The 17,919-nt window shown below is 45.7% G+C and carries 23 protein-coding genes; 12 read left to right on the forward strand and 11 right to left on the reverse strand.

Annotation, left to right across the window (positions count from 1 at the left end):
- Positions 1 to 69: 69 nt before the first annotated feature.
- Together R7F07_RS07515 and R7F07_RS07520 are read left to right on the forward strand one after the other, a co-directional pair.
- Positions 70 to 540: a GNAT family N-acetyltransferase gene (locus R7F07_RS07515; RefSeq protein ID WP_054579371.1), complete on the forward strand. Its 471-nt coding sequence runs from the start codon at positions 70 to 72 to the stop codon at positions 538 to 540.
- Between the two features lie 24 nt (positions 541 to 564).
- Positions 565 to 1,023 (forward strand): GNAT family N-acetyltransferase, encoded by a 459-nt coding sequence (locus tag R7F07_RS07520; protein ID WP_005386911.1) that lies wholly within the window; start codon positions 565 to 567, stop codon positions 1,021 to 1,023.
- A 34-nt stretch (positions 1,024 to 1,057) separates the two neighbouring features.
- Here R7F07_RS07520 and R7F07_RS07525 read toward each other — a convergent pair whose 3' ends face one another.
- Positions 1,058 to 1,570, reverse strand: coding sequence for a DUF2799 domain-containing protein (locus R7F07_RS07525; protein ID WP_171342447.1), 513 nt, complete (start codon positions 1,568 to 1,570; stop codon positions 1,058 to 1,060).
- Positions 1,571 to 1,829: 259 nt separating this feature from the next.
- Here R7F07_RS07525 and R7F07_RS07530 point away from each other — a divergent pair, with 259 nt between their 5' ends.
- The 4 genes from R7F07_RS07530 to R7F07_RS07545 all read left to right on the forward strand — a co-directional run bounded on the left by R7F07_RS07530 (position 1,830) and on the right by R7F07_RS07545 (position 5,813).
- Positions 1,830 to 2,540: a response regulator gene (locus R7F07_RS07530; protein ID WP_158173245.1), complete on the forward strand. Its 711-nt coding sequence runs from the start codon at positions 1,830 to 1,832 to the stop codon at positions 2,538 to 2,540.
- On the forward strand, positions 2,540 to 3,982 hold the full coding sequence (creC, locus tag R7F07_RS07535) for a two-component system sensor histidine kinase CreC (protein WP_171342589.1): 1,443 nt from the start codon (positions 2,540 to 2,542) through the stop codon (positions 3,980 to 3,982). The genes R7F07_RS07530 and creC overlap by 1 nt, the downstream gene beginning before the upstream one ends.
- Before the next feature lie 75 nt (positions 3,983 to 4,057).
- Positions 4,058 to 5,398, forward strand: a complete 1,341-nt coding sequence (creD, locus tag R7F07_RS07540) for a cell envelope integrity protein CreD (RefSeq protein ID WP_171342448.1) — start codon at positions 4,058 to 4,060, stop codon at positions 5,396 to 5,398.
- Entirely contained in the window at positions 5,385 to 5,813 is a 429-nt protein-coding gene (locus R7F07_RS07545) for a DUF2809 domain-containing protein (RefSeq protein ID WP_053303880.1), read from the forward strand. The genes creD and R7F07_RS07545 overlap by 14 nt, the downstream gene beginning before the upstream one ends.
- A 238-nt stretch (positions 5,814 to 6,051) precedes the next feature.
- Here the strand turns inward: R7F07_RS07545 and R7F07_RS07550 are convergent, their stop codons facing one another.
- Entirely contained in the window at positions 6,052 to 6,726 is a 675-nt protein-coding gene (locus tag R7F07_RS07550; protein WP_053304029.1) for a fructose-6-phosphate aldolase, read from the reverse strand.
- 258 nt (positions 6,727 to 6,984) lie between these two features.
- On the opposite strand from R7F07_RS07550, the gene R7F07_RS07555 reads away from it, so the two are divergent.
- Complete coding sequence (locus R7F07_RS07555; protein WP_171342449.1) at positions 6,985 to 7,926, forward strand: glycyl-radical enzyme activating protein; 942 nt, start codon at positions 6,985 to 6,987, stop codon at positions 7,924 to 7,926.
- A gap of 2 nt (positions 7,927 to 7,928) precedes the next feature.
- Positions 7,929 to 10,367 (forward strand): formate C-acetyltransferase/glycerol dehydratase family glycyl radical enzyme, encoded by a 2,439-nt coding sequence (locus R7F07_RS07560; RefSeq protein WP_171342450.1) that lies wholly within the window; start codon positions 7,929 to 7,931, stop codon positions 10,365 to 10,367.
- A gap of 84 nt (positions 10,368 to 10,451) precedes the next feature.
- Here R7F07_RS07560 and R7F07_RS07565 read toward each other — a convergent pair whose 3' ends face one another.
- Positions 10,452 to 10,997 carry a TetR/AcrR family transcriptional regulator gene (locus R7F07_RS07565; protein WP_017634429.1) on the reverse strand — a complete coding sequence of 182 codons (546 nt, stop codon included), beginning with the start codon at positions 10,995 to 10,997 and terminating at the stop codon, positions 10,452 to 10,454.
- 98 nt (positions 10,998 to 11,095) lie between these two features.
- On the opposite strand from R7F07_RS07565, the gene R7F07_RS07570 reads away from it, so the two are divergent.
- The 4 genes from R7F07_RS07570 to R7F07_RS07585 all read left to right on the forward strand — a co-directional run bounded on the left by R7F07_RS07570 (position 11,096) and on the right by R7F07_RS07585 (position 12,642).
- Entirely contained in the window at positions 11,096 to 11,569 is a 474-nt protein-coding gene (locus R7F07_RS07570) for an HPP family protein (RefSeq protein ID WP_005374998.1), read from the forward strand.
- Positions 11,570 to 11,707: 138 nt separating this feature from the next.
- Entirely contained in the window at positions 11,708 to 11,923 is a 216-nt protein-coding gene (locus R7F07_RS07575) for a TIGR02450 family Trp-rich protein (protein WP_005374999.1), read from the forward strand.
- 112 nt (positions 11,924 to 12,035) lie between these two features.
- Positions 12,036 to 12,413 (forward strand): PH domain-containing protein, encoded by a 378-nt coding sequence (locus R7F07_RS07580; protein ID WP_005386881.1) that lies wholly within the window; start codon positions 12,036 to 12,038, stop codon positions 12,411 to 12,413.
- 10 nt (positions 12,414 to 12,423) lie between these two features.
- Positions 12,424 to 12,642: a DUF6500 family protein gene (locus tag R7F07_RS07585; protein ID WP_005375001.1), complete on the forward strand. Its 219-nt coding sequence runs from the start codon at positions 12,424 to 12,426 to the stop codon at positions 12,640 to 12,642.
- Here R7F07_RS07585 and R7F07_RS07590 read toward each other — a convergent pair.
- From R7F07_RS07590 to fliS, 8 genes are all read right to left on the reverse strand, one after another.
- Complete coding sequence (locus tag R7F07_RS07590; RefSeq protein ID WP_005375002.1) at positions 12,639 to 12,926, reverse strand: hypothetical protein; 288 nt, start codon at positions 12,924 to 12,926, stop codon at positions 12,639 to 12,641. The genes R7F07_RS07585 and R7F07_RS07590 overlap by 4 nt on opposite strands.
- A gap of 77 nt (positions 12,927 to 13,003) precedes the next feature.
- A complete protein-coding gene (locus R7F07_RS07595) occupies positions 13,004 to 13,999 on the reverse strand; it encodes a flagellar motor protein MotB (RefSeq protein ID WP_005375003.1) in 996 nt (331 codons plus the stop codon).
- On the reverse strand, positions 13,999 to 14,856 hold the full coding sequence (motA, locus tag R7F07_RS07600) for a flagellar motor stator protein MotA (RefSeq protein ID WP_005375006.1): 858 nt from the start codon (positions 14,854 to 14,856) through the stop codon (positions 13,999 to 14,001). Before motA ends, R7F07_RS07595 begins: the two co-directional genes overlap by 1 nt.
- Before the next feature lie 10 nt (positions 14,857 to 14,866).
- Positions 14,867 to 15,595, reverse strand: a complete 729-nt coding sequence (locus R7F07_RS07605; RefSeq protein ID WP_005375008.1) for a FliA/WhiG family RNA polymerase sigma factor — start codon at positions 15,593 to 15,595, stop codon at positions 14,867 to 14,869.
- 12 nt (positions 15,596 to 15,607) lie between these two features.
- Entirely contained in the window at positions 15,608 to 16,108 is a 501-nt protein-coding gene (fliL, locus tag R7F07_RS07610; RefSeq protein WP_005375011.1) for a flagellar basal body-associated protein FliL, read from the reverse strand.
- A 22-nt stretch (positions 16,109 to 16,130) separates the two neighbouring features.
- A complete protein-coding gene (locus tag R7F07_RS07615; protein WP_171342451.1) occupies positions 16,131 to 17,204 on the reverse strand; it encodes a flagellar hook-length control protein FliK in 1,074 nt (357 codons plus the stop codon).
- Positions 17,201 to 17,521 carry a hypothetical protein gene (locus R7F07_RS07620; protein ID WP_005375013.1) on the reverse strand — a complete coding sequence of 107 codons (321 nt, stop codon included), beginning with the start codon at positions 17,519 to 17,521 and terminating at the stop codon, positions 17,201 to 17,203. The genes R7F07_RS07615 and R7F07_RS07620 overlap by 4 nt, the downstream gene beginning before the upstream one ends.
- A complete protein-coding gene (gene fliS, locus R7F07_RS07625; RefSeq protein ID WP_005375014.1) occupies positions 17,505 to 17,891 on the reverse strand; it encodes a flagellar export chaperone FliS in 387 nt (128 codons plus the stop codon). The genes R7F07_RS07620 and fliS overlap by 17 nt, the downstream gene beginning before the upstream one ends.
- Positions 17,892 to 17,919: the final 28 nt, after the last annotated feature.

Raw genomic sequence — 17,919 nt, forward strand, 5'->3', positions numbered from 1 at the left:
TACGACACCAGGTATTTCTATTTACGACATACCCTGTATGAATTGAGCATAAAAACAACAAGGAAGATTATGATTACCATTGAAAAGTATTCGCCTGAGCGACATGAACAAACTTGCGAACTTAGCGTGCTAGAAGAGCAATCGCAGTTTACGGTCGCGGATGTGGGTGAAATGCTTACACGTCTTGAACCCACAGAGCTTCCGCATCTGATTCTGGCGGACGATGACGTGGTTGGCTTTTTTCTATTTGATGCAGCTTACAGCGAGAAATACGATTTTTGCCCGAAAAACAGTTTAGGCGTGCGTGCTTTGCTGGTGGATCACCGTCATCAAGGCAAAGGCATCGCCAAGCGAGCAATTCAACAGTTTGCCAATTTCGCCAAACGCCATTATCCCGAATTTGATGCGCTTTATCTTACTGTGAATTGCCGCAACATACCTGCTTATCAGTGCTATTTAAAATCAGGGTTTGAAGATACCAATGAGCTTTACCACGGCGGCCCAGTTGGACCGCAGCACATTATGAGACAGCCGCTTTAGCTATGAAAAACCAAGGATGGATATATGAGAATTGAAATCGACAATTTAGAACGGCCGCAAGTGATTGCGCTGTTGGAAGGACATTTACAGGACATGTACGCCACGTCACCACCAGAAAGCGTGCATGCGTTAGATTTAGATAAGCTCAAAGCGCCAGAAGTGACATTTTGGACCGGATGGAAAGGTGAGCAACTGCTTGGGTGTGCGGCGATTAAAGAGTTGGATGACCAACACGCGGAGCTGAAATCCATGCGCACCACGCCTACGGCAAGAAACCAAGGTGTGGCATCTCAATTATTGATTCATGTGATTGAGCAAGCGAAGCAAAAAGGTTTGCAGCGCTTGAGTTTAGAAACGGGCTCGATGGAGTTTTTTAAACCAGCGCGCCTGTTGTATGAAAAGCATGGCTTTGTGTACTGCGAGCCGTTTGGGGATTACGAACTCGATCCGAACAGTCAATTCATGACCCTAGAACTGAGCTAGGGCCATGAATTTTTAGAAGCTAAATCCAATCGATTTAGAAATTCAGATTCAAGTTGATGGTTGGCGACAAGAGGCTTGAACGCTCGTCAGCCAATCGCTTTCTCTTCTCTTTCAGTCTCTTGGCATTATCTTTGTCTGGATTGCCATCAAGCTGATTATCGATGACCGAGATTTCAGTATCGATTTGTTGGATGCGTTGCTGGCGTTGATATTCTTGATGACCTAACTGGTAGTTCTCAATAAACTCTTTGCTGCTGCATACACCGTAATATTCTTTGCCTTCGATACCGACAGTGTACCCATTGTCTGGTGAGCAATATTGGATAGTGCCTTTATCAAAGCCTTCTTTCCATTTCGCTCGGTCGGGTATCACACCCGCTTCACCACAGTCTTCGGTATAGCTATTGATAATGTTTGGATCGTTGCCGTCTCGGCCATCTTGATAACCTACGTTGTACCAGTTCGCCGTTTTGCACTCATCCGGAGACATGCTGGCGCAACCTGAGAGCAAAGTCAGTAAAGCCAGGGGGATTAGCGCTCTTTTCATCAGTGACTGTCCTTTAAATAAAATCGAATTGATAACTTGAGTTTAAAATGAACACTGTTCATATCAATGGTTGAAATCATTGTATTCACAATTGTGGTGACTCATTAATCTAAGTGATAAATTTATTATGCTGAATAGAAGTGTGTTTGATTAGTATTATCCACGAACTGCGCCTTTGCTGCATCAATCCACTAGCCTTGGCCCCAAATTAAGTGATAATACCAACATAAAGATAAACACCGTCAATGAGGCTAAGACATTGAGCGAACAACCCACCGTCCTTATTATCGAGGATGAATCTGCTATCGCAGAGAACCTGATTCATGTATTAGAGATGGATGGCTACCACGCAGAGTGGTTTGCAACAGCAGGAGAGGGCTTAGCTTTTTTGCAGCACAACTCCGCAGCGTTACTTGTCTTAGACGTAGGCTTACCGGATGGCAATGGCTTTGAATTATGCAAAACCATCCGTGAGTTTTCTGATATTCCCATAATCTTTCTCACCGCAAGAAGCGATGAAATTGACCGCGTAGTCGGTTTGGAAATTGGCGCGGATGATTACGTGACTAAGCCATTTAGCCCGCGCGAAGTGTTGGCTCGCATTAAACTTCGAATCAAAGCTAAAGCGCCAATGATGGAGGACAAACCAGAGCCTGTAGCTGTTCCAGAACAACCTCATTTGAACCATGATTTAGTTGCGCAGAACTTCGACTACGGTGTTGGCGGGCAAATGCTTGGGCTGACCGCGGTGGAGTTCAAGATCCTCGATAAACTGATTTCTGTCTCTTCCAATGTATTGAGCCGAGAGCAACTTATGATCGCGGCAGACATGGCGCCAGAGGCTGCATATGAGCGTAATATCGATACCCATATCAAAGCCATTCGCAATAAGTTGAAGCCGTTTGAGATGTCTGAACGCATCTGTACCAAACGTGGCTTTGGTTACTTTTACTGCATTAAAGGTGAATGATGAATCGCTGGCCGAAGATCCCGCTTGGACTCAGACTGTTTTTTCTCTACTTCATCTTAGTCGGGATGACGGCTTACATGGTGAGCAAAACGGTTGTCCAAGAACTTAAGCCAACCGTGCGCCAAACTACCGAAGAGACGCTAGTGGATATGGCGAACTTACTCGCGGTATTGGCGGAAGAAGACGTCGCGAATGACAAGTTGTCTGAGAGTCGCTTCTCCAAACTATTAACGGCTTATGGACAGCGAGAGCCTCAAGCGCGCATTTGGGAAATCGGTAAAAAAGCGATTAACCATCGAATTTACATCACCGATAAACAAGGCATTGTGATTGCGGATTCTTGGCAGCAAGACGTAGGCAAAGACTACTCGCAATGGAACGATGTTTATCTCACGTTGCGTGGTCAATACGGCGCGCGCAGTACCATCGAAGACCCGAAAGATCCGCTCTCAACCGTTATGCACGTGGCTGCGCCCATTTACCACAAAGGTGAAATCATTGGCAGCGTGACGGTAGCCAAATCCAATCGCTCAGTACAACCCTTCATCGATCTTTCTAAACGCAATGTGTTGTTTTGGATGGTGTGGATGAGTGGGTTAGTGCTGCTAGCAGGGGCATTGTTTGCTTGGCGAATTCACTCAGCACTGAACAAGCTAGAAGACTACGCGACCAAAATGGGTGAAGGTGAAAAGGTCTCTAAGCCGACATTTCGTATCTTTTATGAGTACGGCACGCTAAGTGATGCATTAGAGAAAATGCGCAATCAGCTCGATGGTAAGCAGTATGTGGAAGAGTACGTACAGACGCTGACTCATGAGCTGAAAAGCCCGTTATCAGCGATTAAAGGCGCGAGTGAAATATTGCAAATGCCGTTGCCTGAAGAAAAGGTCACGCGCTTTGCTGGCAACATTGAGCGAGAAAGCGACCGCATGCAGTCATTGATTGATAAGTTGCTAGAACTTGCTCGTCTTGAAAAGCGCCCTGAGCTAGAGCAAGTCGAAGCTATCTCGCTAAAACAAATGGTCAATGAAGTGGTTGAATCGGCGGATGCGCGTTTGAGTGCTAAGTCGGTCACTGCCAACATCCGAATTGATGACCATCTTGCCGCGCTTGGTGATGCCTTCTTACTGAAACAAGCCGTTTTTAACCTGATGGACAATGCGCTGGATTTTGTTGATTCAGAGGGACGCATTGAGTGGAAAGCTGAGGTCACAAAAGAGAAAGTGCGCCTGTCGATTTTCAATTCAGGTCCTCACATTCCCGACTACGCCATGCCTCGTTTGACCGAGCGCTTCTACTCCCTAGCTCGGGAAAATGGTGTTAAGAGTACTGGGCTTGGGCTTAATTTTGTTGAGCAAGTGGTCAAGCTGCACAAAGGTAAGTTGCAAGTCGAAAACGTCGATTCTGGCGTGAAAGTGACCCTGATCTTACCAACTCCATAGAAACTCCACATTAGCTCCATTCGTTCTCCAAATTGCTGATCTAGATTACTTCCATCAGCAAATGGAGAATGAAATATGAAAAAGATCCTCAATAATCAACTCGGCACGAAGTTCGCATTCGTGCTGTTTTTGTTTGTCTTACTGCAAATCCCGTTTTCAATGGTCACAGGGCTGATCTCAGAGCGCTCATATCGCCAAGATGAAGTCAGAAACGACATCGCACGCAGCAGCAGCGGCGAACAGCGCATCATTGGTCCATTCATCATGGTTAACTACACCGAAACCAGTTACCGAGATGACAAGGTACAGATTAAAGAGCGTCGTAAATTCCTTTTACCCAGCACTTTTGATATGAGCGCGAATCTGGACAGTTTTGAAAAATACCGAGGTATTTACCGCGCGCGTTTATACAAAGCACAAGTAGCACTGAAAGGCACTTTTGATGCAGACGATCTCACGGCATTGCAGGGGCTTGATATTGAAAACATGAGCCTAGTGGTTGGTATTGAAGACAGCCGCGGATTGATTCGTTTGGATGACATGACCATGGCGAGCTCTGATATCGAAGTCGCACCGGGAACGGGGTTAGATCAGTTACCACAAGGCTTCCACAGTGCTCTGATACTCGCAGACCTAAACCCAGCACAACCTTTGGCGTTCGATCTTAACTTCTTGCTGCAAGGGATGGGGCAGCTTCAAGTTACACCAATCGGCAGTCAAACAACTGTTGAACTCTCATCAACTTGGGCACATCCAAGCTTTATCGGTGATTACTTACCGGTGTCATCAGAAGTATCTGAAGATGGATTTAACGCACAGTGGGCGAGCAATAACTTCTCTACCAATATTGCGCAGCTGTTCCAAAGCTGTTTGTCATCGAATCACGCTTGTCACGAGCTTGAACAGCGACAAATGGGCGTAGATTTGATTGATCCCGTGGACCACTATTTGAAATCCCACCGAGCTGTGAACTATTCACTATTGGTTATCACATTAGTATTTGCGAGTTTCTTCTTAATGGAGCTGTTCCAAGCGCGTCCGGTTCACCCAGTGCAATACGGCTTTATTGGTCTGGCTTTAGCACTTTTCTATCTATTGCTGATTTCGATGAGTGAACACCTCGGCTTTAACTGGGCGTATGTGGTGTCGGCAATCGCCTCGACGGGACTTTTAAGTGTGTACGTGAGCGGTATGTTGAGCAACACCAAGCACGGCGCGGTATTCGGAGCGTGTTTGCTCACTCTCTACGGATTACTGTTTGGCTTGCTACAAGCAGAAAGCTACGCATTGGTTATGGGGACATTGCTGTGTTTCGCGATTTTGAGCTTCACTATGGTTATTACACGCAACATCGACTGGTACGCACGAAATAAGAAAGCGGAAGAAAGCGCAAAGGCGAATCATGAAGATGTTTAAACGAGCAATTCTCACTGGGCAGCCAAGCAATATGGTGGAAGAAACGTCTGCTATCCGCCTGCAATTTTCTGCAAAAAATGGACTCAAAAGCTTGGTGTGTTTTATCGCATTGGTCGTTATCGCGCTCTATGTTCGAGACAGCTTTATTCGTCCGACAGTTGGTGATGTTCTCGTTGTGGTTTGGCTCTACTACTTTCTTGCAAGCTTGTTCTCCATGCCCGTTAACTGGCTGGTTTCACTGGTGGTGTTGATTGCGTTTGCTGTTGAGTTAGGGCAATTGTTACAGGTCGCGGTTTGGCTTGGTATCGAATCTTCATCGCCTCTGGCTGTGATTTTGGGCGCCACATTTGATTGGAAAGATCTGCTGGCTTACTGCATCGGGGGTCTACTGTGTTGGTGGATGGAAAAGAAATGAAAACCGAGATGAAAGCCATTGCGCTACCAAACCGACTCCGCCATTCCAAACGAGGTATTCGTAAAAGGATCAAAATCAGTTTACTAAAGCGCGTGTACCTTTGGTCACTGACCAATAGAGAACTACTGTAGCGCTACTTCTCTATCTGAAATACAAAAGGGAATCTTAACTCACCGGCGCACAGGGTGAGTTAAGATTCCCTTTATTGTTAACTATGAAGTCTAGCTGCTATTTTTAATTAGCTTTCAAATGAAAGCTTCTCGCCGAACGTCTCTTTCCAGTCTTTATCGAACTGTTCAACCGCCGGTTTTACTGCTGGATGTGCGAACATTTGTGCCGCCACATCAGTTGGCAATGTAATGGCTTCGATGCCCAGTTTCATCACCTCCATCGCTTGTTGAGTATTCTTGAAACTGGCTGCCAAAATCTTCGCTGGTAGTTGGTTTTGATCGAGCAACAATTGAAGATCCGCGACCACTTCAACACCGTTGCCGTTCATCGTATCAATGCGGTTTACGTAAGGTGCTAGGTAGTCTGCACCGCACAGTGCTGCAAGGAAACCTTGTTGAGCTGAATAGATAGCGGTAGCAAGAACCTGAATTCCCTCTTTTTTCATTAGCTTAATTGCAGCTAAGCCTGTTTCTGTTGCTGGCACTTTTACCACCATGTCGTAAGGCAATTCATTCAATTGGCGTGCTTCTGCCACCATGCCTTCGACGGTTGAACTCACGACTTGAGCGTGAAAGCGAGGTGTCCCGCCAAGTGCTTCTTGCATGCCTGCTAGGGTTTCATTCAGTCCCTGTTTTGACTTCGCCAAAATGCTTGGGTTTGTCGTCACGCCTTTTAGCGGTAGGCATTGGTTAAAGCGTTTTACTTCTGCCACATCAGCAGTATCTAAATAAAGTTCGATCATGGTTTCTACCTTAAACAAAATCTTCGTTTTGATGATGGGATCACTATAGATCTGACAATCGAACGAGATCTTGATTTTGATCAATTGAAATTTCATTTGAAACTATAATCATTTCATTAAATGAAAGCTGAGTGAAACTTGTAAACGCTCAAATGAAGCTTTCAGTTCGAACAAAGAAAAACCGCTCATAAGACTTAACCAGTAAGAAAGAAACGAATTAGGTACACAGCGGTAGCACAGACCAAGAGGCAAGCAGAGATGTATTTCAATATCCAACGATTCTCTACCCATGATGGCGATGGCATTCGTTCCATTCTTTTTCTTAAAGGATGCAGCTTGTCTTGCCCTTGGTGTCAAAACCCAGAAAGCCGCAGCGAAAAGCATTCACTGTTGTTTGATCAGCGAAGCTGCATGGAAGATTGCCAGCTGTGCGTTTCTGCTTATCAAGCTACAACTCAAACCACGGCGGGTAGTGAAACGGTGGGTGATGGTATTCAACGTATCGACAACCAGATCATCATTAATCGCAAAACCATCAAAGAAGACCAACTGATCGCGCTTCGAAACGTCTGTCCTACGCAAGCACTGACTGTCTGCGGTGAAGAAGCAAAATCAGACATGCTGTTCGACACCTTGATGAAAGACAAACCTTTCTACGACCAAAGCCAAGGTGGTGTGACCTTCTCCGGTGGTGAGCCACTCATGCAAGCAGATTTGGTGGCAGAACTCGCGCAGCGTCTGCATGACAACCAAGTCTCTACCGCCATTGAATCGTGCATGCATGTGCCGTGGAAGAATGTCGAAAAAGCCGCGCCGCATATTGATTGCTGGTTGGCGGATTTAAAACACACTGATGAAGAAAAGTTTCTTAGCTGGGCGAAAGGTTCACTAAAACGCATCAAAGACAATTTCCGAAAACTGGCACCTATCGCGAAACGCATTGTGATTCGCGTTCCCGTGGTGCCGGGGTTCAATGACACCATCGAAGAGTTGAAAGACATCATCGATTTTGCGGCTTCACTAGAAAGCTGCCAAGAACTTCACTTGCTGCCGTACCACACGCTCGGCATCAATAAATACCGTTTGCTCGATATGCCTTACGAGTGTTCTGACAAGCCACTAAACAAACCAGAACTGCTAGAAAGCGCCATGCAATACGCAAGCGAAAACACCCAACTTAACGTGATTGTAAGAGGTTAACTATGGACCTGAATTACCTTCCTGAGCGTATCAAAGCGCACAAATCGGCACTGGTAAATATCGTAACGCCACCTGTCTGTACCGAGCGTGCAGAGGCATACACTCGTGCTTATCAAGTAAACGAAGACAAACCTGTGATTGTCCAACGTGCGCTAGCACTGCAAGAGCATTTACGCACTCGTACTATTTGGATTAAACACGATGAGTTGATCGTCGGTAACCAAGCGAGCAAAGTGCGCGCTGCGCCTATTTTCCCAGAATACACAGTGCGTTGGATTGAAGCGGAAATTGATGAGCTAGCCGACCGTCCTGGTGCAGGCTTTGCGGTCACTGAAGAAGATAAGCAAAGCATCCACAGCATCACACCGTATTGGCGTGGTAAAACAGTTCAAGACCGTTGTTATGGCTTGTTTACTGATGAGCAGCAAGAAATCTTAGCCAGCACCATCATTAAAGCCGAAGGCAACATGACTTCGGGTGACGCGCACCTTGCGGTGGATAACGAGAAAATCTTGAAGCTAGGCATGAACGGCTTGCTAGAGGATGTTCGTCAGCACCGTGCTAACAATGATGTTTCGACCTTTGAAGGCTTGAAGAAAGAGCAGTTCTACAAATCGGTCGAAATCGTACTGCTTGCGATTCAAGATCACATGGTGAGCTACGCTGAATTGGCGGCAAAAATGGCGTTAGAAGAGAAACGCCCGCTGCGCAAAGCTGAGTTAGAAAGCATTGCGGCAAACTGTCGTCATGTAGCAAGTCACGCACCAGAAAACTTCTGGCAAGCACTGCAATTGAGCTACTTTGTTCAATTGATGCTACAAATCGAATCGAACGGTCACTCGGTTTCTTTCGGTCGTATGGACCAATTCCTCAACGAGTTTTATGTTCGCGATATCGAAAACGACGCGATTGAAAAAGACTTTGCACTAGAGCTTTTACAAAGCTGCTGGTTGAAGCTGCTTGAAGTAAACAAGATTCGCTCTGGCGCGCACTCAAAAGCCTCCGCAGGTTCTCCGCTGTATCAAAACGTGTGTATCGGTGGTCAGAAGTTGAATGAAAAGGGTGAGCCTGAAGACGCAGTGAATCCACTTTCTTGGGCGATTCTCGAATCTTGTGGTCAGTTACGTTCGACGCAACCTAACTTGAGTGTGCGCTACCACGAAGGTTTGAACCAAGAGTTCTTAATGGGTTGTATTGAAGTGATTAAGTGCGGCTTCGGTATGCCAGCGTTCAACAACGATGAGATTGTTATTCCTGAATTCATCAAGCTTGGTGTAGAGAAAGAAGACGCTTACAACTACGCATCTATCGGCTGTATCGAGACGGCGGTTCCGGGCAAATGGGGTTACCGTTGCACGGGCATGAGCTTCATTAACTTCGCTCGTATCCTGCTCGCTTCATTGAACGAAGGTGTGGATGCAACAACGGGTAAAGCCTTCTTGCCGCACGATAAGTCATTAGCAAAAGGCAACTTTGAGAACTTTGAGCAAGTGACCGCTTCTTGGGCAGAGCAAATCCGCTACTACACCCGTAAATCGATTGAGATTGATACTGTAGTCGACAGCGTACTTGAACAGCAAGCTCAAGACATTTTCTGTTCAACGCTGGTGGATGACTGTTTGGCTCGCGGTAAAACCGTGAAAGAAGGTGGCGCGAAATACGATTGGGTATCTGGTTTGCAAGTCGGTATCGCGAACTTGGGTAACAGCCTAGCTGCCATCAAGCACCTTGTTTTCGATGATGCGCAAATCACTCAGCCCCTTATCTCACAACAACAGCTAGCAAAAGCATTGGCAGAAGATTTCGATGGCATGGAGAACGAACAGCTTCGCCAACGTCTTATCAACTTTGCACCAAAATACGGTAACGATGATGACGCGGTAGACCAACTATTGGCAGACGCTTACCAAGTGTACATTGATGAGCTAGAGCAGTTCGTTAATACGCGTCATGGGCGTGGTCCAATTGGCGGCGGTTACTACGCAGGTACATCAAGTATCTCGGCAAACGTCCCATTCGGTGCTTCAACCATGGCAACGCCAGATGGTCGTAAAGCGAAAACGCCATTGGCAGAAGGTGCAAGCCCGTCATCTGGCTCAGACCGTTTAGGTCCAACGGCAGTGTACAACTCGGTTGGTAAGATTCAAGCGAATAAGATCCTTGGTGGCGTGCTGCTTAACCAGAAATTAAGCCCGGCAGCAGTTGAGTCTGAAGGGGACAAGCTCAAGCTTTCTATGTTGATTCGCACCTTCTTCAACCACCACAAAGGCTGGCATGTTCAGTACAACATCGTCTCTCGCGAGACCTTGCTAGCAGCGAAGAAGAACCCTGAACAATATCGTGATCTGGTTGTGCGAGTTGCAGGCTACTCAGCCTTCTTCACCGCGCTATCACCAGATGCTCAAGACGATATCATTGCTCGTACCGAGCACGAGCTGTAAGTACACTCACTAACTAAAACGAAAGGCACCGATTGGTGCCTTTGGTTTGAATACTTAATCCGCAAATGACTATACCTGAACGCATTAAAGCTTGTGCAAAATGGTCACGCATTTCTTCGTGACGTTGTCGTATTCTTTCGTCATGTAAGCGGTAGTGATCGCGCCCTCTTTCATGAAGCAAATGGCATCGAGTAATGAAGCGTTGTCTGATTTGAGATAGCGTTGAATTAGCTCTCTGACTTGCTGCTTATGGTAGCGGCAATACGTTGCGATCTCGCCACTGTCGTCACTGAATTCCGCGGACGTATTGATGAAAAAGCAACCGCGAAACTCGCCCAACTTTTCTTCAGAGCCATGAAACCAGCCGTTGAGTGCTGTAAATAACTGATCGATCACTTCCGCGCACGTTTGTGCTGAAGAAAGCTTTTCCTCCAACCATTCCATAAATATTTCGTGGCGTTGTTCTAATGCGGAGATGATAAGTGCTTCTTTGCTCTCAAAATGGTTATATAGCGTGCGTTTAGCCACGCCGGAAACATTGAGGACTTCATTGATGCCAATAGAGTTGATGCCTTGTTTATAAAACAGTGACAAAGCTGTGTCGATCAATAACTGTTTCTTTTTGTTCATAACTATGTCCTCAAAAAGTTCCATAAACACATATTGACAAAGGTAGACAGATTTGTCTATTTTATTTTGTAGACAATTCGGTCTACTTTGAGGTGTTTATGAATAATTTAATTTTATCGTTGGTTGCCGGGCTTGGCGCTACGTTGGCTATTGGCGTATTGTCCTACGCTGAGGTATCACTGACGGAGGTTGTACTCCTGATGGCACCATTTGGTGCTACCGCAGTACTGGTGTTTGGGGTGCCTAGCAGCCCTCTCGCTCAACCAAAAAACGTGATCATTGGTCACTTCATCACGGCATCTATCGGTATTGCGTTTAGCCAGTATGTTGACGTCACGCCGGTCACGCTCGCGATTGCGACGGGGCTAGGTGTGTCTGCGATGCTGATTACGAAGACCACTCATCCACCTGCGGGGGCAAATCCAATTTTGATCATGGCGTCTGGGCAGGGATGGAGTTTTCTCTTCACGCCTGTCCTGATTGGCGCGGTAGTGATTGTTCTGGTCGGTAAAGGGCTACAGTTGCTCCAAAGTCAGTACTTAAACCCTCGATTGAATGGTCAGAAGACCTAGTCGGGTTGTAGTTAGGGCCGCGAAAGGGAGTGATCTCTTTTGCGGTTTTATCTTTTGTCGGTTTGCAAAAACAAAATCTGATTCTCTCTTGGTATTCAGTCGTATACATCAACATGGTAGTTAAATTGGTACAATGCGATGAACAGAATCCACCCTAAGAAACTATTGCACAGTAAATGGACGGCTATTTCACCTAAAAACAAAGAGAAGCATTTTGTCGTGACGGAAATGGAACTAGATGAAGATGGTAACGTTGTGAGATGTGTCATCGAGGCAGTCATGAGTAAACGCGACCGAGAGATGAACTGGCAAGACCTAAAAGACTCTGAGCAATGGATGCAAGGGTGGAAGTGAGTGACGCTTTGTTGTTGGGCGAATCAAGCAGAAACGTGCGTTGCGAGTAGGCAAAAGTGGTGCTATCTGATACGTTGATAATTCGTTCTAACGCCCACTCAAAGGATTAATTATGATTGATTTCGACAATTCCTCTGTATTTAAGCTTAAGCCGATTGACGTTTCTAATGCCAGAGAAGACTTCCTTAAGTTCTTGATTGATGGTGAGACTATTTTCGCTGCTTTTAAAACAGTTCGTGACCAAGTGGTGTTTACGAACAAGCGAGTGATAGCGGCAAATGTGCAAGGGATTACCGGCTCAAAAGTGGATTACACTTCTTTGCCTTACAGTAAGATCAATGCATTTTCTATCGAGACCTCTGGTACTTTTGATTTGGATTGTGAAATCGAGTTCTTCATGAGTGAGGTTGGAAGAGTGCGTTTTGAAATTAAAGGCTCGTTTGATTTGATTTCTTTCAACCGTATGGTTAGTGAGTATGTACTAGGTTAAGGGATTAGAAATGAGAGCTTCGCTGAGAGACAAAATTATAGAGGTCTGTGACAAAAAGATCGCGAGTAAAGGTGAATTGGTTGGTCTCTCATTTTATGCGTTTTTCGCTAATAAAAATGACGACCCAGAGCTGTTGATGGAAGCGGCTACGTGGTGGATTCAGACTCATCAGCTCGACCACTTCGAAAAAGCAGTAAAAGTAAAATCAATGGTCGAGTCGGGGAGCTAAATTAAAAAAAAGAAGTAAAGAAAGCAGACAAATGCTAATAACGTTGCGGACAAAACAGGGTAGATAATGTAAGAGTCCTGCTTGTTGGTTCGTTGAAAACATAGCGAAACAAGTAAGACGTTATAAACTACAAGTAACAAGCTGATCATGGTTCCGCTGTTTAATGTCATACTTGATAGCTGAGTTAAGAAAAACGCCAATAAAAGGTAATCGAAGACAATGAGCCATAAAAAGGCTTTCTTCAGTAAGTCGCTTTTTCTTTTTTCGGATGATGTTATGTGCATATAGAACTCAACTAAAAAGTCACAGTAACAGAGGCTTTGGTTAGAGAGGTCACCATCAGAGTGGTGACCTTTTAAGATTATAATTCTTGAATTTTTACTTCGCTGGTGGCGGTATCGCCGGAGTAATTGATGACTTCTTGACGAATGACTGGTTGGTTGAATTCAGCCTTATCTTTCGCTTTTTGCAGTTCGCTTTCTTGGTGGTTGCCAAAAAGGGTCTCAAGCACTTTAGCGGCAGGAGTCGTTAAAACAAACAGCTCAATACGACGGTTTTCGCTAGAATCTGGCTCATCAGGATTAAGCAGCGCTCTATCTGACATACCCGTTACCTGCATTACTCTATCATCCGGCATACCGCCTTCAACTAACGTATTTCTTGCTACGTCTGCTCGAGAGGCTGATAACGCCCAGTTAGATTGACGACCAAAACGCTTTTTAAATGGAATTGCATCTGTGTGTCCGCTGATGATCAGAGGGTTGTTAACACGATGAAATACAGGTGCTAGTGCGAGCAGTAAATCTTCAAAAAAAGGAGTAAGTTCTGCACCACCACGGCTGAACATATGCTGTTTGTAATCATCTTGAAGGACGATACGCAAACCTTGTGGTGTCACCGTGACGTTTACATTTCCCTGCGCATTAATTTGGGCAGTCATTTGCTCAATTACTTTCGCTAGTGCGGCAAGTTGCTCTTGAGTATCGAAGTTACCAGGAATCAAAGAATCAATTTCTGGTCCATCCCCATCACCTTTGAAGTAAGAGCTTACCACATGGTTGGAGTTGTGTTTACTTGGCACAGAAGAGTCCTGTGCCAAGTCGATAGGAGAAATACTTTGTGACGTATCAAATGGGTTGCCGTAACTCTTGTCGAATACGCTTGAACTATGCAAGTGGGCAACAATCGCTTTACGCTCTTCTTTGTCTACCACCTGCATAACCCAAAGTACAAGAAACAGCGCCATTAGGGCGATCATGAAGTCAGCAAACGCGACTTTCCACGCGCCGCCATGAGACGACTCATCATGGCTGTATACTTTGGCACGTTTGAACACTACATGCTCTTGTTTTTGCATTATCCCTCCTGTTCAGCTAACCACTTCTCCATTTGGTTGAATGTTGGTTTGATGTCTAGCTGAATATGTTTACGACCAGCGTCAATGGCGAGCAATGTCGGCTTTTTCGCTACGTAGGCAACCAAGGTTGCACGAACGCACTCAAAAGCAGTCATATTACGTTTTACTCGCTGAGCCATGGCGTTACTTAGTGGATCTAAGCCACAGTAACAACCGAAAATACCAATGAATGTACCAACGAGAGCTGCCGCAACGTGATAACCAATCATAGCGATTGAGCCATCAATAGCTTGCATGGTGATAATGATGCCACCAACTGCTGCAAGAATACCGAAGCCAGGTAGTGCTTCAGCTGTACGCTGTAGTGAGCGTGAAGGTAAAAGCATTTCGTTCTGTATTGCTTCGATTTCTTGCTCTAGCAGTCCCTCTAATTCATGAGGCGACATCTGTCCCATTGCCATTAAACGTAAATTGTCAGTAATGAAAGAAATTAGGCGATGATCTTCTGCGATCGTCGGGTAAGCGAGGAACATAGAGCTTTGCTCCGGAGCCTCAATATGAGAATCCAGAAACTTGTATCCGCGGTTTCTCGCTGTCTCTAGCAAGTTGTTGAGTAGTGCCATTAATTCCATGTAGTACTCATGCTCTTCTGTTGGACCTTTAATGGTCGCTGGCACTTGGCGACGCATTTCTTTCAGTACATGAGGCGGATTACCGATGATCAGAGAACCAGCAGCGGCGCCAATAATGATAAGGAATTCGGCTGGCTGCCAGATAGCACCTAAGCTACCACCGGCCCACATATATCCACCGAAGACGCACACCAGGATAGTGAGCACTCCAAAAAACTTTTGCATCTTGTGACTCCTAAGAGGACATTAATTGGTTGAGTTGTTTCAGCGCTTGTTTGTGAAGCTGACATATACGAGGTGGTGTCAGATCCAATACCAGAGCTATTTCGTGTAAGTTGAGTTCATGTTGATAGAACAGAGTCAGGAGCAGTTGATCGCGCTTAGGTAATTTACCCAAAGCACTGTCTAAACTACGACGAATATGTTCATGTTCCATGCCATCGTATTGCCCGCCAATGTAGCTATCACCGCTGCTCTCCATCAGTTGGTCAAGGCTTTGCATCTCGCCTGCGAGAGCGGCATTTTGGCGGTTGTAATAATCTTGCTCATTCGTCCCTAAAGCCTGGATGATTTCGGCATCCGTTGGCATTCGACCTAACGTTCGAGTGAGATCTCGAGTCACGTCGTTGAGCTCGTGGGCTTGTTGACGAGTCTTACGTGAACGCCAATCTAGTCGGCGTAATTCGTCTAAAATAGCTCCCCGAACTCGACAAACGGCGAAAGCAGGAAAGTGAGGATCGTCAACATCGCCATATCGGCGTCCAGCCTCGACTAGAGCGATAAGGCCTATCTGCTGCATATCTTCAATACTACAGTGAGAAGTGGCATGAACGCGCAGCTGGTTAACTACGCGTTTTACCATGACCTGATGACGTTGTAGCAATGCGTTTTCATCAATTGGTCGTGACGGTGTTGTCACTTCCTCTTCTGTGGTGTAAGTGTCTTGTACATTCATGTCTAACATGGTTGTGCTCCGTTATTGCACAACATATTTAGTCAACAAAACATCGTCGATTTCTCGGACGATGTCTGTTTTAGCAAAAGCGAGTAGAAGCGTTTGCTTCACTTCGTCTTGCAGAATATCGATGGCACCCGCTTGCTGTAACTGATCAAACGTTTTGTCGCTAAACAGTTTTAATAGAGAGTTTTGTACCATAGGCATGTATTCATCGATCTCTTTGATACGCTCTGGACGGCGTGTCTCAATTGCCAGTTCTAGCATCACAAAGTGAGTCTGTTTCTTGCCTTTAACGGTCAAAACGACTTTGTCCAAAGGATGGAAGCTAGGACCTTTACTTGTCGGTTGTTCTGTGACCAAAAAAGACAGTGGAGAGTCTTCGATCAGTGAACCAGAGTCAGGTGACTCTTGAGCGTGTTTGTTTAAGTACCAGATTCCGCCCATAATTGTGACGGCCGAAACGAGGGCACTGGTGATGATCATGGCGATAAACAGGGCGATCATTTGTTGTTTGGTCATAACCTTTTTCCTCGAAGATTCACTAAGCTTGAGTGCTTAGCCAGTGTTCTGAATAGTTAGTTGTTGTCGTGGTTTGGAATGCACCAGATTCTCGTGCGGCGAAAATATTGGCGTCTTCTTCGTTTGCATGTGGGTCATTTCGACCTTGGTTTTGATCAGAGCCAACATTGACATCGACATGAACGAAGTTTTGCTCTTGTAACTCAGTACGCAATCGTTCCGAAACTTGCATTAAAGCTTCTCGTGTTGCTGCGGCATTGGCGTTGATGTGGACACTTAATCGGTCACCTTCAACACGTACAAGTAAATCCAGTTTCCCCAAGTCTGGTGGGTCTAGGCGGATTTTTGCTTCTTGTACATTTTGTTGAGCTTGGAGCGTCACGCGATCATGTAAAACTTGCATCATTTGCTCCCCCCACTTTCCGGCAGTGGTATCAACACGCACCGCTGCCCACTCAGAGCCTTGAGCTTGAATATGACTCGTCGCAACCGATGAATGTGCAGGTTGTGTTGTAGGAGCTTGTGCTTGAAGTAGAGAGGCGGTTGGTTGCCCTTGAACAGGTTGATTCAAAAGAGTTTGAAACTCAGCACCGGAGATAGGCAAACGCGAACTCGATGAAGTCGGCAGACTTTGCTTCACATCTTGTTTTGATGATGTGTTTAGCATGGCGTTAGACGAATCTTGAGTAACAGACTTAACTTCGCTCGCAGCCATTAAAGATGACGCTTTTCCTAGTTTCTCAGCCTGCTTCTCTGCCATGGTAATCATACCCTGGGTTAAAGCTTGAGCTTGCGCTGCAAGATCAGTCGATTCTGTTAACCCTGGTGTACTGGTCAAGTTGGCATCCGGATCTGAAGCTGAGCGGTCATCAGTATCAAAACCATGACTTTGTACTTTGTTTGCGCTGTTCAAAGTAGAGGCCGTAAGGTGAAAACTCGGTACCGCTGACGCAGAGTTAAAGTCTTGCTCACCATTCTGCTTGTTCCCTGATTTAAAACCATGAGAAAAGCCGTGTACCGAGTTCGCTTGCTTGATGTGACCCTCATTGTTAGCTGGCGAATTACCCGAGTGCTGAGTTGAAGAAGGTATGATCATTGAGTTAGCTCCATGGTCATTGCTAATTGATAGGCCATAGCGCGTTCTTGATGGTCATTGACCATGTTCATCTCTTTTTTCAACTCGTTGGTCGACTTCTCTAATACTGCGAAGGCATTAGCGTGCACTGTTTTCGCTCGCTGGATTTCAGGGGCAAGCTTAGGATCTTTCAAAAAAGGCTTGTGACTGATCAAAAGCTCTCGCAACTGCAAGTCGTACCGCTTGAGCGCATGCCAATCGGCCGTTTTTGCGGCGAACTGGATGAGCTGAGATAAATGACGGAATCGCTCTGGCGATACTTTATGCTTGTTGTCCAAAATTCATCCAACCTTCACGAATGTTACCCATTACACGCTCAACGTTAACCAAGCGATTTGCATCGTTTTGCACGCTAGCGTAATAAAGTTCGACTTGGCAGAAGTCATACAGCTGGCGTAGGTTTTCCGCAATTTCACCGCCGTTTTCATCATCTAAAGCACTTGTTAGTCCAATCAAGATGTTCATGCATTTGTTGATTCCATTCCCTTTCTCAGCCAAACGATTTGCGGCTAGGTGGCCGCGAATACGTTCAACTTCATCGAGTAGGCCATCGATTAACATGATGACTAATTGGTGTGGATTTGCTGCTGCCGCTTGAGCGTCGAGATCGACTTGTTGGTACGAATCGTAACCAGAATCCATAAGCATGAATATTTCTCCTAAATTTGGAACCAAA

This window comes from Vibrio sp. YT-16, from assembly GCF_033337405.1.
In the GTDB taxonomy this organism is placed as follows: Bacteria; Pseudomonadota; Gammaproteobacteria; order Enterobacterales; family Vibrionaceae; genus Vibrio; species Vibrio alginolyticus.

Excerpts from the sequence above, each read along its gene's own strand:
- R7F07_RS07515 (WP_054579371.1), top strand. The coding sequence starts at position 70 with ATGATTACCATTGAAAAGTATTCGCCTGAGCGACATGAACAAACTTGC.
- R7F07_RS07520 (WP_005386911.1), top strand. The coding sequence starts at position 565 with ATGAGAATTGAAATCGACAATTTAGAACGGCCGCAAGTGATTGCGCTG.
- R7F07_RS07525 (WP_171342447.1), bottom strand. The coding sequence starts at position 1,570 with ATGAAAAGAGCGCTAATCCCCCTGGCTTTACTGACTTTGCTCTCAGGT.
- creC (WP_171342589.1), top strand. The coding sequence starts at position 2,540 with ATGAATCGCTGGCCGAAGATCCCGCTTGGACTCAGACTGTTTTTTCTC.
- creD (WP_171342448.1), top strand. The coding sequence starts at position 4,058 with ATGAAAAAGATCCTCAATAATCAACTCGGCACGAAGTTCGCATTCGTG.
- R7F07_RS07545 (WP_053303880.1), top strand. The coding sequence starts at position 5,385 with ATGAAGATGTTTAAACGAGCAATTCTCACTGGGCAGCCAAGCAATATG.
- R7F07_RS07550 (WP_053304029.1), bottom strand. The coding sequence starts at position 6,726 with ATGATCGAACTTTATTTAGATACTGCTGATGTGGCAGAAGTAAAACGC.
- R7F07_RS07555 (WP_171342449.1), top strand. The coding sequence starts at position 6,985 with ATGTATTTCAATATCCAACGATTCTCTACCCATGATGGCGATGGCATT.
- R7F07_RS07560 (WP_171342450.1), top strand. The coding sequence starts at position 7,929 with ATGGACCTGAATTACCTTCCTGAGCGTATCAAAGCGCACAAATCGGCA.
- R7F07_RS07565 (WP_017634429.1), bottom strand. The coding sequence starts at position 10,997 with ATGAACAAAAAGAAACAGTTATTGATCGACACAGCTTTGTCACTGTTT.
- R7F07_RS07570 (WP_005374998.1), top strand. The coding sequence starts at position 11,096 with ATGAATAATTTAATTTTATCGTTGGTTGCCGGGCTTGGCGCTACGTTG.
- R7F07_RS07575 (WP_005374999.1), top strand. The coding sequence starts at position 11,708 with ATGAACAGAATCCACCCTAAGAAACTATTGCACAGTAAATGGACGGCT.
- R7F07_RS07580 (WP_005386881.1), top strand. The coding sequence starts at position 12,036 with ATGATTGATTTCGACAATTCCTCTGTATTTAAGCTTAAGCCGATTGAC.
- R7F07_RS07585 (WP_005375001.1), top strand. The coding sequence starts at position 12,424 with ATGAGAGCTTCGCTGAGAGACAAAATTATAGAGGTCTGTGACAAAAAG.
- R7F07_RS07590 (WP_005375002.1), bottom strand. The coding sequence starts at position 12,926 with ATGCACATAACATCATCCGAAAAAAGAAAAAGCGACTTACTGAAGAAA.
- R7F07_RS07595 (WP_005375003.1), bottom strand. The coding sequence starts at position 13,999 with ATGCAAAAACAAGAGCATGTAGTGTTCAAACGTGCCAAAGTATACAGC.
- motA (WP_005375006.1), bottom strand. The coding sequence starts at position 14,856 with ATGCAAAAGTTTTTTGGAGTGCTCACTATCCTGGTGTGCGTCTTCGGT.
- R7F07_RS07605 (WP_005375008.1), bottom strand. The coding sequence starts at position 15,595 with ATGTTAGACATGAATGTACAAGACACTTACACCACAGAAGAGGAAGTG.
- fliL (WP_005375011.1), bottom strand. The coding sequence starts at position 16,108 with ATGACCAAACAACAAATGATCGCCCTGTTTATCGCCATGATCATCACC.
- R7F07_RS07615 (WP_171342451.1), bottom strand. The coding sequence starts at position 17,204 with ATGATCATACCTTCTTCAACTCAGCACTCGGGTAATTCGCCAGCTAAC.
- fliS (WP_005375014.1), bottom strand. The coding sequence starts at position 17,891 with ATGCTTATGGATTCTGGTTACGATTCGTACCAACAAGTCGATCTCGAC.